Below are 12,335 nucleotides of genomic sequence, written 5' to 3' on the forward strand. Positions count from 1 at the left end.
CTTCTTTCATCACCATGAAACTGACCCCCGCCCAACTCAACAAACACCTGCAAGGCAGCCTGGCGCCGATCTACGTGATCAGCGGCGACGACCCGTTGCTGTGCCAGGAAGCCGCCGATGCCGTGCGCAGCGCAGCTCGCGCCCAAGGTTTCGATGAACGCCAGGTCTTCAGCGCCGACGCCAACTTCGATTGGGGCACCCTGCTGCAGGCCGGTGCCAGCCTGTCGCTGTTCGCCCAGCGGCGCCTGCTGGAACTTCGCCTGCCCTCGGGCAAGCCTGGCGACAAGGGCGCCGCGGCGTTGATCGAGTACTGCAACCGCCCGGCCGAAGACACCCTGCTACTGATCAGCCTGCCCAAGCTTGATGGCAGCGCGCAGAAGACCAAATGGGGCAAGGCCCTGATCGACGGCCAGCAGACCCAGTTCGTGCAGATCTGGCCGGTGGACGCCAACCAGCTGCCGCAGTGGATTCGCCAACGCTTGTCCCAGGCGGGCCTGGCTGCCCAGCAGGATGCCGTCGAGCTCATTGCTGCGCGAGTGGAGGGCAACCTGTTGGCGGCCGCCCAGGAAATCGAGAAGCTCAAGCTGCTGGCCGAGAACAACCAGGTCACCCTGGAAACGGTGCAGTCGGCGGTGGCCGACAGTGCACGGTTCGACGTATTCGGCCTGGTTGACGCGGTACTCAACGGCGAAGCGGCCCACGCCTTGCGCATGCTCGAGGGCTTGCGCGGCGAGGGTGTGGAGCCACCGGTGATTCTCTGGGCCCTGGCCCGTGAGCTGCGCACCCTGGCCAGCATTGCCCTGCAATACAGCCAGGGCACGCCGCTGGACAAAGCCTTCAGCAGCGCCAAGCCGCCAGTATGGGACAAGCGCAAACCGCTGATGAGCAAAGCCCTGCAACGCCATTCGGCCAAGCGCTGGGGCGAACTGCTGCAGGACGCCCAGCACATCGACGCCCAGATCAAGGGCCAGGCCCAGGGTTCGGTGTGGATCAGCCTGTCGCGCCTGTCGCTGTTGATGGCCGGGCAGCGCAACGTACTTCCTGCCCAATAGCCCGGTGCGGGATACACGCGGCCTGCCAAGGCCACAGGGATTGCGCGGGAGCGTGATCGGCGTATGATCGGCGCTCCAATCAAGGAGTGCCGTCATGAGCAAAAAGCGCCCCAACAAGGCCAAATCCATCGTCGCCCAACCCCTGTTCCGCAGCCGCCAGGAACGACCCGCCAAGGGCAAGGGCAGCTACCAACGCGAAGCCTTCCAGTCGAAAAACTGGGAGGCTTCTCCTTTTCTGGCAGCCTGAAAACACCGTTTACCACGAACTTTCCTACGCGTTGCCCCTTGCCCCCCGCTCTCATGATATGGTCCGCATCTGACTTGAAATACCTGGACCTGTGAATGTCTCTTCGTCGTCTCCAGCGTGTGCAAATGCGTCATCTGCTCGCTGCCTCCACCCTCGTTCTGCTGGGCGCCTGTGCTGAAAAGCCAACGGTTGCCGCCGATGCCCTGCCCACCCCTGCGCAAAAGACCTCGCCGGTTGCCCCGCTGACCACCGCAGCCCCCGTGGATGCCGATGGCGTGATGCTGCCCAGCGAAACCTTTACCCAGTGGGAAGACGGCTTCCGCCAGCAGGCGTTGCAGGCCGGCATCCGCCCGGATGTGTTCGACCGCGCCTTCACCGGCGTCACCCCGGACCCGAGCGTGGTCAAGGCCGACCGCAGCCAGCCAGAGTTCACCCGCCCGGTGTGGGAATACCTGGACGGCGCCATCTCGCCCGTGCGCGTTCGCAAAGGCCAGGCGCTGATGAACCAGTACGGCGATGACCTGCAGCGCATCGAGCAGCGCTATGGCGTCGACCGCCAGGCCTTGGTGGCGGTATGGGGGATGGAGAGCAGCTTTGGCCAGTTCCAGGGCGACAAGTCGGTGATCCGCTCGCTGGCGACCCTGGCGTACGAAGGCCGCCGCCAGAGCTTCGCCCAGGACCAGTTGATCGCTGCCCTGCAGATTCTGCAGAACGGTGACATCCAGCCCGAGGCCATGCTGGGCTCCTGGTCGGGCGCGATGGGCCAGACCCAGTTCATCCCCACCACTTACAACTCCCATGCCGTGGACTTCGACGGCGATGGCCGTCGCGATATCTGGAACAGCGCGCCAGACGCCCTGGCCTCAACCGCGCATTACCTGCAAAGCTCGGGCTGGCAGCGTGGCCAGCCCTGGGGGTTCGAAGTGCAATTGGCGCCTGGTTTCGACTACGCCCAGGCCGATGGTGCCCTGCGCAAGCCAGTGGCCGAATGGCTGCAGATGGGCGTGAAGCTGCCGGCTGGCACGCGCTTGCCTGCCGGGAGCGAGCAGCTTTCGGCCGCCCTGCTGCTGCCAGCGGGTTACCGTGGCCCTGCGTTCCTGGTGCTGGACAACTTCCGCGCCATTCTCAAGTACAACAACTCGTCGTCCTATGCCCTGGCCGTGAGCCTGCTGGCTCAGCGCTTCGACGGGGGTGGCTACGTGATGGGTGACTGGCCGCGCGATGACCTGCCATTGAGCCGCACCGAGCGTATCGAGTTGCAAACGCTGCTGACGGCCAAGGGCTATGAGGCAGGCAACCCGGACGGCATCATCGGCGCCAATACCCGCAAGGCCATTCGCCTGGCCCAGCAGTCGCTGGGCTGGCCGGCGGATGGGTATGCCAACCACAAGTTGCTGGATAGCCTGCGCCAGCCTTGAGACAGGGTCGCTCTCTTCCCGAGCCTCGCCCGGTCCCACAGTCAATCACGTGGGGCCAGGCGACACCGATTACCTGACCACATCCTGCTCCAGCATCAAGGTCTTCTGCCCCGCGTCCAGGCGCACCTGGGCGCCCAGGGGCAGGGTCAGGTTCGGGTCGCAATGGCCACTGCGCCAACCGGCCAGCACCGGAATGCCCATTGGCTCGAAGATCTCCTTGAGCAATGGCGTCAACCGTGGCACATCCAGCCCGGCGAAATCCCCCACCAATACCCCGCGAAGGCCCTTGAAACGTCCGGCAAGGCGCAACTGTGTCAGCAGGCGGTCAACCCTGTAGAGAGGCTCACCCACGTCCTCCAGAAACAGGATGGCGCCTTGCAGGTCGATTTCGTAATCGGTGGCCAAGGTGGCGCAGATCATCGACAGGTTGCCCCCGGTCAACCGACCGCTGGCTACCCCATGCTCGACGCAGGTCAAGGGGTGCGCCACGGGGTGGACCAGCAGGTCACCCTTGCGCAGTTGCCCGCGCAACAAGCGGCGCATGGAGTCTTCAGTGGGCGCCTGACGGTTGGCCAACAGGTCTGAGGTGAGCATCGGCCCGTGGAAGGTGACGAAGTTGCAGTAGCGGGCAAACGCCAGGTGCAAGGCAGTGAGGTCGCTGTACCCGATGAAGGGCTTGGCGTGCCGGGCGATCAGGTCGTAGTCGATTTTATCCAGCAGCCGCGGCGTGCCGTAGCCGCCGCGCAAGCAGATGATGGCGTCTATGTCCGGGTCGGCGAAGGCGTCATGCAGGTCGCGCAGGCGCACGGCATCGCTGCCCGCCAGGTAGCCCTGGTGTTCGAGCACACCCGGGTAGACCTTCAGCGTATGGCCCCGGCTGCTGACCCAGCGCTGCGCGGCCTCTACGCTGAATTCCTTGGGGCCGGCCGGCGCGATCAGGGCGATCTGCGCCTGGGTGGGCACGCGACGCGGCAAAGCGGCGGGCGTGGGTGTGTGTTTCATTCGTCAGGCTCCTTGCATTGATCGAAGATGCCTACTGTAGAGCGATCCCCATGACAGAACAGCATAGCCTTGTAACCCCGTGCGTCCCATGAACAAACCCCGGAAACAACGATGCCGGCGGCAGTTGCGGGAACTGGCGGCCGGCATCGGTACCTCAGGCGCGGATCAGAGCTTGATCTTGGCCTCGTGCGCCTGCTGGTCGGCGTGGTACGAAGAACGTACCAGCGGGCCGGAGGCCACGTTCTTGAAGCCCATCTTGTAGCCTTCCTCGGCGAACCAGGCGAAGGTGTCAGGGTGCACGAAACGCTGCACCGGCAAGTGGCTGCGCGACGGCTGCAGGTACTGGCCCAGGGTCAGCATGTCGATGTTGTGCTCGCGCATGCGGTGCATCACTTCGATCACTTCTTCATCGGTCTCGCCCAGCCCCAGCATCAGGCCGGACTTGGTGGGTACGTGCGGCACCATTTCCTTGAACTTCTGCAACAGGGTCAGCGACCACTGGTAGTCCGAACCCGGACGCGCAGCCTTGTACAGGCGTGGCACGGTTTCCAGGTTGTGGTTGAAGACATCCGGCGGCTCTTTGGCGGTGATTTCCAGGGCGACGTCCATGCGGCCGCGGTAGTCCGGCACCAGGGTTTCCAGTTGTACGCCTGGCGACAGCTTGCGGATTTCGCGCAGGCAGTCGGCGAAGTGCTGGGCACCGCCGTCACGCAGATCGTCACGGTCCACCGACGTGATGACCACGTACTTGAGGCGCAGGTCGGCGATGGCGACCGCCAGGTTCATCGGTTCATCGGCGTCCAGAGCCTTCGGACGGCCGTGGCCGACGTCGCAGAACGGGCAGCGACGGGTACAGATATCGCCCATGATCATGAAGGTAGCGGTGCCACCCGAGAAGCACTCGCCCAGGTTCGGGCAGGACGCTTCTTCGCAGACGCTGTGCAGCTTGTGCTTGCGCAGCAGTTGCTTGATGCGATCGACTTCCGGCGAAACCGGGATGCGCACGCGGATCCAGTCGGGCTTCTTCGGCAGTTCTTCGGTGGGGATGATCTTCACCGGAATACGTGCGACTTTCTCGGCGCCACGCAGCTTCACACCGGCTTCGACCTTGGGCCGCGGCGGCGTGACGTTGGTCACGGGGATCATGGTTTGCACGGATTCAGCTGTGTCTAGCGCGGTAGTCATATCAATCGATTCCGCCCGTCAGGGTCGTCTGCTCAGCGTAGTCGAGGTGCTTGACGAGCTGCGCGCGCAGCCGGGCACCAACCTCGGCATATTCAATCTGGCCTGCATGATCGCACAACTGGGTCATCGCCAGCCCGGCATATCCGCAGGGGTTGATACGGCGGAACGGCGCAAGGTCCATGTCCACGTTCAGGGCCAGGCCATGAAAGGAACACCCGTTACGGATCCGCAAGCCCAGGGAAGCGATTTTCGCCCCCTGGACGTAAACACCGGGCGCATCGGCCTTGGCCGCTGCCGGCACATCATATTCAGCCAGCAGCGCGACGATGGTCTGCTCGATGCGCGTGACCAGCTCCCGCACGCCGTAACCCAGACGCCGCACATCCAGCAGCAGGTAGGCCACCATCTGGCCCGGGCCATGGTAGGTCACCTGGCCGCCACGATCCACCTGCACCACCGGAATATCACCCGGCACCAGCAAGTGCTCGGCCTTGCCCGCCTGGCCCTGGGTGAACACCGCAGGGTGTTGCACCAGCCAGACCTCGTCACCCGTCGCCGGGCCACGCTGGTCGGTGAAGCGCTGCATCGCATGCCACACCGGCTCGTAGGCCATCAGGCCCAGCTCGCGAAAGCCCAGGCAACCGGACATCAGAGCACCATTTTCACTACGCCCGTGGCACGCAGCTCACTGTTGATGTTGTAGAGCTGGTCCTGGCCGGTGGCCAGGATGTGCAGCTGCAACGTGGTGTACTTGCCGTTGCTGCTCTGGCGCTCGGCGGTTTTCTCGTGCTCGATGGTTGCATGGTTGGCAACGATGGCGATCACTTGGTCTTTGAAGCCCGCCCCGGTGTCACCAATCACTTTGATCGGATAATCGGCGCAGGGGAATTCGATCTTAGGAGCCTTGACTTCGGTGTCTGTCATAGCAGTAACGGCCTCGCAAGCCGTGAAGACGGACAAACCCCCGGTCCGCACGGCGCGGTCCCGGGGGCATGCTGTTCACGTAATCAGTTGAACAAGCCGTAGAAGAATAGACGAATGCTATCCCACATGCGGCGAATGAAACCACCTTCCTCGACCGCGTCGAGGGCGATCAGGTTGGCGCTGTGCACGACCTGCTCACCGTTTTTGACTTCCACTTTACCGATCACGTCACCTTTGGCGATGGGCGCGGTCAGCTGCGGGTTCATGGTCATGGTGGCGGTCAGGTTTTTCAGCTGGCCTTTTGGCAGGGTCATGGTCAGGTCATCGGCCAGGCCCGCGCGGATCTCGTGGGTAGCGCCTTTCCAGACCGGCGCCTTCGCCAGCTCGGTGCCCTTCTGGTAGAAGGTCTGGGTTTCGAAGAAGCGGAAACCGTAGGTCAGCAGCTTCTGGGTTTCGGCCGCACGCGCGGCTTCGCTGGTGGTACCGAACACAACGGCGATCAGGCGCATGCCATCACGAACGGCCGAAGCCGCCATGCAGTAACCGGCTTCTTCGGTGTGGCCGGTCTTCAGACCGTCGACGGTCTTGTCGCGCCACAGCAGCAAGTTGCGGTTAGGCTGCTTGATGTTGTTCCAGAAGAACTCTTTCTGCGAGTAGATCGCGTAGTGGGCCGGGTCGATGTTGATGATCGCGCGGGCCAGCTTGGCGATGTCGTGCGGGGTGGAGTAGTGGTCCGGGTTCGGCAGCCCGGTAGGGTTCATGAAGTGGCTGTTCTCCATGCCCAGGTCGCCGGCGGTCTTGTTCATCATGTCGGCGAAGGCATCTTCGCTGCCGGCGATGTGCTCGGACAGGGCCACGGTGGCGTCGTTACCCGACTGAATGATGATGCCGTGCAGCAGGTCGCTGACGGTGACCTGCGAGCCGACCTTGATGAACATCCGCGAGCCGCCGGTGCGCCAGGCGTTTTCGCTGACGGTGACCATGTCGTTCTCGCCGATCTGGCCGCGCTTGATCTCCAGGGTGGCGATGTAGGCGCTCATCAGTTTGGTCAGGCTGGCTGGCGGCAGACGCTGGTCGCCGTTGCTGTCCACCAGGACTTGCCCGCTGGACGCTTCCATCAGTACGTAGGCCTTGGCAGCCAGTTGCGGGGCTGCAGGCGTCATTTGCTCGGCCGACATGGCAACTGGGGCGATCAGCAGCAGTACAGGCAGGCACAGGCGTTTGGCAAAGGTGGTGATGTTCATCCGTCTCTCGAAATTGCTAATGGGCACATGCCCTCGCGGGCAAAATCTGTTTGTGTGGGCCGTGGCCCTGGTTGTTTGCGCGGCCTTTCTGCGGGCCGTTGTTCATGCGGCTGCCGCCCGCCCCCAAGGGCAAGTGGCAACCGGGGTCCGGCCTGTCGCCAGGCCGGGAAAATCATTCGGCGGTGACCACGCTGGGCGAGCCCAGGTTGGCCAGGCGCACGCTGTCCTGGGTCTGCTGCACCTCACCCGGCGTGCCGATCGGCCCCAGCCGCACTCGATACAGTGTCTGCTGGTTGCGCACGATCGAGCTGACGAACACCGGGGCCCGAACCATCGAGCTCAACTTGGACCTCAGCAGCTCCGCAGCGTCCGGGTTGGCGAACGCTCCCACCTGGAGAAACTGGCCAGACGCTGGAACAGAAGCGTTTTTTTTTGCGTCGATCTGCGCGGGCAGGACGGCGGCGGCGTGCTGTTGCGGCGGCGGCGTCCATTGCTCGATGGTGCCCGCCGACGCGGTGATTACTGGCTGCTGCGGCGCCTGGGCCACCTGCGGCTGGTCAAGCATCAGCGGCGCCGGACGGCCACGCTGAGCCCAGTACTGGGCCGGGTCGATACCCTCGACCTTGACGCGCGCGGTGCCGATCTCGGCATAGCCGAGCTTCTTGGCCGCCGCGTAGGACAGGTCGATGATACGGTCGGAATAGAACGGCCCGCGGTCGTTGACCCGCAGGATCACGCTGCGGTTGTTGTCCAGGTTGGTCACGCGTACATAGCTGGGCAGCGGCAGGGTCTTGTGCGCCGCGCTCATGCCGTACAGGTCGTAGACTTCGCCATTGGCGGTGTTCTGGCCGTGAAACTTTGTGCCATACCAGGACGCCGTGCCAGTCGCCGCATAATGGCTGGCATCGGTGAGCGGGAAGTAGGTCTTGCCCAATACCGTGTACGGGTTGGCCTTGTAGGGGCCGCTGTGCAGGGTGGGCACGGCGTCGGGAATGCGTGATACGTCCACGTCCCACCACGGCGCGCCGTCCTTGTGGGCCCGGTTGATGTCCAGCCCCGGCTGGGAGCGCACCACGTAGCCACCGCTTTGCGGCGTGCGGCTGGTGGACGAACAACTGACGACCAGCATGGCGAGGGCCGCGTAGCCCATCAGCTTCAAAGGTGTGCGAATCTGCAGTGTCCGCATTTACTTGACGCCCCGTGCTTGAACCAGTGCTTGCGACAGTTGATAGACGGCCATGGCATACATGGCGCTGCGATTATAGCGAGTGATGGCGTAGAAGTTGCCCAACCCCATCCAATATTCCGGACCGAACTCACCGTCGAAGCGGAAAGCAGTCACCGGCATATCGTCGCGCAGCGCATCATGACTCGACCAGCCCAGTGCTCGCAACTGCCCAACGTTCTTCACCGGATCAATGCCCGGGCTCAAGCCTTCGTCCACATGCTCGCCGCGCACCGTGGCGCGGCTCACCACAGGCTGGCCCATCACCCAGCCGTGCTGCTTGAAGTAGTTGGCGACGCTGCCGATGGCATCATCGGGGTCACTCCAGATATTGATGTGGCCATCGCCGTCGAAGTCCACGGCATAGGCGCGGAAACTACTGGGCATGAATTGCGGCAGCCCCATGGCGCCAGCGTACGAGCCCTTGATGCTCAGCGGGTCGACCTGCTCTTCGCGGGACAGCAGCAGAAACTCGCGCAGCTCCTTGCGGAAGAAGTCGGCCCGTGGCGGGTAATCGAAGGCCAGTGTGGAAAGTGCATCGATCACCCGGTAGTTGCCGGTATTTCTACCGAAAAACGTCTCGACACCAATGATAGACACAATAATCTGGGCCGGTACGCCGTATTCCTGTTCGGCACGCTTGAGGGCAGCCTCATGCTGGCGCCAGAAGTCCACGCCCCGGGCGATGCGCGCATCGGTGATGAACAGCGGGCGGTAGTCCTTCCACGGCTTGACGCGTTCGGCGGGTTTGGAAATGGCGTCCAGAATGGCTTGCTTGCGTTGCACCTCCTGGAACACCCCGATGACCTGCTCGCCGGCAAAACCATAGTCGCGGGTCATTTCACCGACGAACTGCGCCAACTGCGGGGTGCCATCGTAGTCGCCGGCCACTGCCTGCTGCGACGAACCGAGGATGCCGACCAGGCCGACCCAGGGAATGCACCGGGTGGCCCAGTTGCAGACTGCTTGCATGAAATTCTTCACCTTAATCAAACCTGCGCGATCCACTTGCGATGGGTATGGATCGACATCAAAACCCCAAACGCTGACATCAGCGTCACCAGCGAAGTTCCGCCGTAACTAATGAAGGGCAGCGGCACGCCTACGACGGGCAACAGGCCACTGACCATACCGATATTGACGAACACGTACACAAAGAAGGTCATGGTCAGGCTGCCGGCCAGCAGCTTGCCGAACAGGGTCTGGGCCTGGGCGGTGATCACCAGGCCGCGGCCGATGAGGGCCAGGTACAGCAGCAGCAAGGCGCAGATACCCACCAGGCCAAACTCCTCGCCGAGCACGGCGATGATGAAGTCGGTGTGGCTTTCGGGCAGGAAGTCCAGGTGCGACTGGGTACCCAGCAGCCAGCCCTTGCCGAATACGCCACCCGAGCCAATCGCCGCCTTGGACTGGATGATGTTCCAGCCGGTGCCCAGGGGGTCGCTCTCGGGGTCCAGGAAGGTCAGGATCCGTTGTTTCTGGTAGTCGTGCATGATGAAGAACCACATGCCCACGGCCACCGGCACGGCGGCGGCGACCACGCTGACAATCCAGCGCCAGCGCAGGCCGGCCATGAACAGCACGAAGGTACCCGAGGCCAGAATCAGCAGCGAGGTACCCAGGTCCGGCTGGCGCACGATGAGGATGAACGGCACGCCGATCAGCACCAGGCTGGCCCCCACGTGCTTGAGCGTGGGCGGCAGGGTGCGTTTGGCCAGGTACCAGGCGATGGTGGCCGGCATGATGATCTTCATGAATTCCGACGGCTGGAAGCGAATCACCCCCGGAATGTTGATCCAGCGCGTGGCCCCCATGGCGTTGTGGCCCATGACATCCACGGCCACCAGCAGGATCACCCCCAGGCCGTAGGCCAATGGTACCCAGCGGGCCATGAAGCGCGGTTCCAGTTGGGCAATCAGCAGCATTGATACCAGGCCGATGCCGAACGAGGTGGCCTGCTTGATCAGCAGGTCCCAGCTTTTGCCGCTGGCCGAATACAGCACGAACAGGCTGCCGGCGGCCAGGGTCAGGAGCAGGATCAACAGCGGGCCGTCGATATGGATGCGCTGCAGCAAGGTGGCGCGGCGGCGCATCACGTCCTCGCTGGAGAGCATGCGATCGAAATTACTCTTCACGTGCGGTTGTCTCCATTGCGGTGTTGCTGGCGTATTCGGGCTTGAGCTGGCCGTCGGGCCCCAACAGCCAGGCATCCATCACCTGACGCACGACGGGCGCCGCGACGCCGGAACCGGACTCGCCGTTCTCCACCATCACCGCAACTACAATTTTGGGATTGTCGGCCGGCGCGAAACCCACGAACAGAGCGTGGTCGCGATGGCGTTCCTGAAGCTTGGTGCGGTCGTATTTCTCGCCCTGCTTGATGGCGACGACCTGAGCGGTACCGCTCTTGCCAGCGATACGGTACTGGGCGCCGACCGCCGCCTTGCGCGCGGTACCCCGGGCGCCGTGCATCACTTGCTGCATGCCGTGGTTGACGCGGTCCCAGTCATTGGCGTCGCGCAACACAATGTCTTCCATGGGGTTGTCATCCACCGGAGGCTGGCCTTCGATGGTGCGGGCCAGGTGCGGCCGGTTCCATTTGCCTTTGTTGGCCACCAGCGCGGTGGCCTGGGCCAGTTGCAACGGGGTGGCCTGCATGTAGCCCTGGCCGATCCCAAGAATCAGGGTTTCACCCGGGAACCAGGCCTGGCGGCGGGTGATGCGTTTCCAGTCCCGCGACGGCATCAGGCCCGGCGACTCCTCGAACATGTCCAGCGACACCTTCTGGCCGATACCGAAGCGGTTCAGGTAGCTGGACAGGCGGTCGATGCCCATCTTGTGCGCCAGGTCGTAGAAGTAGGTGTCGTTGGACCGCATGATGGCGGTGTCCAGGTCCACCCAGCCGTCGCCACTGCGGTTCCAGTTGCGGTACTTGTGGTCGAAATTCGGCAGTTGGTAATAGCCGGGGTCGAACACCCGGGTAGCAGGGGTGACGACGCCGGTGTCCAGGCCTGCGATGGCCACCGCTGGCTTGATGGTCGAGCCAGGCGGGTACAGGCCGCGCAGCACCCGGTTGAACAGGGGGCGGTCGATGGAGTCACGCAACTCGGCGTAGGCCTTGAAGCTGATGCCAGTGACGAACAGGTTGGGGTCGAAGCTCGGCTGACTGACCATGGCCAGCACCTCGCCGGTTTTCGGGTCCAGGGCGACGATGGCGCCGCGGCGCCCGCCCAGGGCCGCTTCGGCCGCTTCCTGCAGGTTGATGTCCAGGCTCAGGACGATGTCCTTGCCAGGTACCGGGTCGGTGCGTTTGAGTACCCGCAGCACGCGGCCGCGGGCGTTGGTCTCGACTTCCTCGTAACCCACCTGGCCGTGCAGCTCGGGCTCGTAGAAACGCTCGACGCCGGTTTTGCCGATGTGGTGGGTACCGCTGTAGTTGGTCGAGTCCAGCGCCTTGAGTTCTTTCTCGTTGATGCGCCCCATGTAGCCCACCGAATGGGCGAAATGCGGGCCCTGGGGGTAATGGCGCACCAACTGCGCCACCACTTCCACGCCCGGCAGGCGGAACTGGTTCACCGCGATGCGGGCGATCTGCTCTTCATTGAGTTCGAACAGGATAGGCACCGGCTCGAATGGCCGGCGCCCCTGCTTCATGCGCTTTTCGAAAATGGCCCGGTCATCCGGGGTCAGCTCCAGCACCTGGACGATAAGGTCCAGGACCTGCGCCCAGTCCCCCGCGCGTTCGCGGGTCATGCTCAGGCTGAAGCTGGGGCGGTTGTCGGCGATGATCACGCCGTTGCGGTCGTAGATCAGCCCACGCGACGGCGGAATCGGCTGCACGTGCACCCGATTGTTCTCCGACAGCGTGGAGTGATACTCGTACTGGATCACCTGCAGGTAATACAGCCGCGCCACCAGCGCGCACACCATCACCATCACCACGATTGCACCGACCACGACGCGGCCACGCACCAGGCGTGCGTCCTTCTCGTGATCCTTGAGGTGAATCGGCTGGGACATGAAAGGCGGCTTGTACGC

12 protein-coding genes are annotated in these 12,335 nt (G+C 63.7%); 3 read left to right on the plus strand and 9 right to left on the minus strand.

What is annotated here, in order from left to right:
* Positions 1-14: 14 nt before the first annotated feature.
* The 3 genes from holA to QBK88_RS18000 all read left to right on the plus strand — a co-directional run bounded on the left by holA (position 15) and on the right by QBK88_RS18000 (position 2,717).
* Complete coding sequence (gene holA, locus QBK88_RS17990) at positions 15-1,052, plus strand: DNA polymerase III subunit delta (RefSeq protein ID WP_268148040.1); 1,038 nt, start codon at positions 15-17, stop codon at positions 1,050-1,052.
* Between the two features lie 94 nt (positions 1,053-1,146).
* Positions 1,147-1,299 carry an alternative ribosome rescue factor ArfA gene (arfA, locus tag QBK88_RS17995; protein WP_158153469.1) on the plus strand — a complete coding sequence of 51 codons (153 nt, stop codon included), beginning with the start codon at positions 1,147-1,149 and terminating at the stop codon, positions 1,297-1,299.
* A gap of 95 nt (positions 1,300-1,394) precedes the next feature.
* A complete protein-coding gene (locus QBK88_RS18000; protein ID WP_268148038.1) occupies positions 1,395-2,717 on the plus strand; it encodes a lytic murein transglycosylase in 1,323 nt (440 codons plus the stop codon).
* A gap of 69 nt (positions 2,718-2,786) precedes the next feature.
* Here the strand turns inward: QBK88_RS18000 and QBK88_RS18005 are convergent, their stop codons facing one another.
* From QBK88_RS18005 to mrdA, 9 genes are all read right to left on the minus strand, one after another.
* Positions 2,787-3,719 carry an LD-carboxypeptidase gene (locus tag QBK88_RS18005; protein ID WP_277963081.1) on the minus strand — a complete coding sequence of 311 codons (933 nt, stop codon included), beginning with the start codon at positions 3,717-3,719 and terminating at the stop codon, positions 2,787-2,789.
* A gap of 165 nt (positions 3,720-3,884) precedes the next feature.
* Entirely contained in the window at positions 3,885-4,865 is a 981-nt protein-coding gene (gene lipA / locus QBK88_RS18010; protein WP_199267059.1) for a lipoyl synthase, read from the minus strand.
* 40 nt (positions 4,866-4,905) lie between these two features.
* Entirely contained in the window at positions 4,906-5,553 is a 648-nt protein-coding gene (gene lipB / locus QBK88_RS18015) for a lipoyl(octanoyl) transferase LipB (RefSeq protein WP_277963082.1), read from the minus strand.
* Positions 5,553-5,828, minus strand: coding sequence for a DUF493 domain-containing protein (locus QBK88_RS18020; protein WP_158153464.1), 276 nt, complete (start codon positions 5,826-5,828; stop codon positions 5,553-5,555). The genes lipB and QBK88_RS18020 overlap by 1 nt, the downstream gene beginning before the upstream one ends.
* Positions 5,829-5,911: 83 nt before the next feature.
* Positions 5,912-7,072: a D-alanyl-D-alanine carboxypeptidase family protein gene (locus tag QBK88_RS18025; protein WP_277963083.1), complete on the minus strand. Its 1,161-nt coding sequence runs from the start codon at positions 7,070-7,072 to the stop codon at positions 5,912-5,914.
* A gap of 172 nt (positions 7,073-7,244) precedes the next feature.
* Positions 7,245-8,258 (minus strand): septal ring lytic transglycosylase RlpA family protein, encoded by a 1,014-nt coding sequence (locus QBK88_RS18030; RefSeq protein ID WP_268148030.1) that lies wholly within the window; start codon positions 8,256-8,258, stop codon positions 7,245-7,247.
* Entirely contained in the window at positions 8,259-9,269 is a 1,011-nt protein-coding gene (mltB, locus tag QBK88_RS18035) for a lytic murein transglycosylase B (protein WP_277963084.1), read from the minus strand.
* Positions 9,270-9,286: 17 nt separating this feature from the next.
* Positions 9,287-10,390: a rod shape-determining protein RodA gene (gene rodA / locus QBK88_RS18040; RefSeq protein WP_268151325.1), complete on the minus strand. Its 1,104-nt coding sequence runs from the start codon at positions 10,388-10,390 to the stop codon at positions 9,287-9,289.
* A 31-nt stretch (positions 10,391-10,421) separates the two neighbouring features.
* A complete protein-coding gene (gene mrdA, locus QBK88_RS18045; protein ID WP_268148026.1) occupies positions 10,422-12,317 on the minus strand; it encodes a penicillin-binding protein 2 in 1,896 nt (631 codons plus the stop codon).
* Positions 12,318-12,335 lie beyond the last annotated feature (18 nt).

This window comes from Pseudomonas sp. RIT-To-2 (assembly GCF_029623465.1).
Classification (GTDB): domain Bacteria; phylum Pseudomonadota; class Gammaproteobacteria; order Pseudomonadales; family Pseudomonadaceae; genus Aquipseudomonas; species Aquipseudomonas silvicola.

Excerpts from the sequence above, each read along its gene's own strand:
- rodA (WP_268151325.1), bottom strand. The coding sequence starts at position 10,390 with ATGCGCCGCCGCGCCACCTTGCTGCAGCGCATCCATATCGACGGCCCG.
- lipB (WP_277963082.1), bottom strand. The coding sequence starts at position 5,553 with ATGTCCGGTTGCCTGGGCTTTCGCGAGCTGGGCCTGATGGCCTACGAG.
- QBK88_RS18030 (WP_268148030.1), bottom strand. The coding sequence starts at position 8,258 with ATGCGGACACTGCAGATTCGCACACCTTTGAAGCTGATGGGCTACGCG.
- QBK88_RS18020 (WP_158153464.1), bottom strand. The coding sequence starts at position 5,828 with ATGACAGACACCGAAGTCAAGGCTCCTAAGATCGAATTCCCCTGCGCC.
- QBK88_RS18005 (WP_277963081.1), bottom strand. The coding sequence starts at position 3,719 with ATGAAACACACACCCACGCCCGCCGCTTTGCCGCGTCGCGTGCCCACC.
- QBK88_RS18000 (WP_268148038.1), top strand. The coding sequence starts at position 1,395 with ATGTCTCTTCGTCGTCTCCAGCGTGTGCAAATGCGTCATCTGCTCGCT.
- lipA (WP_199267059.1), bottom strand. The coding sequence starts at position 4,865 with ATGATCCCCGTGACCAACGTCACGCCGCCGCGGCCCAAGGTCGAAGCC.
- QBK88_RS18025 (WP_277963083.1), bottom strand. The coding sequence starts at position 7,072 with ATGAACATCACCACCTTTGCCAAACGCCTGTGCCTGCCTGTACTGCTG.
- arfA (WP_158153469.1), top strand. The coding sequence starts at position 1,147 with ATGAGCAAAAAGCGCCCCAACAAGGCCAAATCCATCGTCGCCCAACCC.
- mrdA (WP_268148026.1), bottom strand. The coding sequence starts at position 12,317 with ATGTCCCAGCCGATTCACCTCAAGGATCACGAGAAGGACGCACGCCTG.
- mltB (WP_277963084.1), bottom strand. The coding sequence starts at position 9,269 with ATGCAAGCAGTCTGCAACTGGGCCACCCGGTGCATTCCCTGGGTCGGC.
- holA (WP_268148040.1), top strand. The coding sequence starts at position 15 with ATGAAACTGACCCCCGCCCAACTCAACAAACACCTGCAAGGCAGCCTG.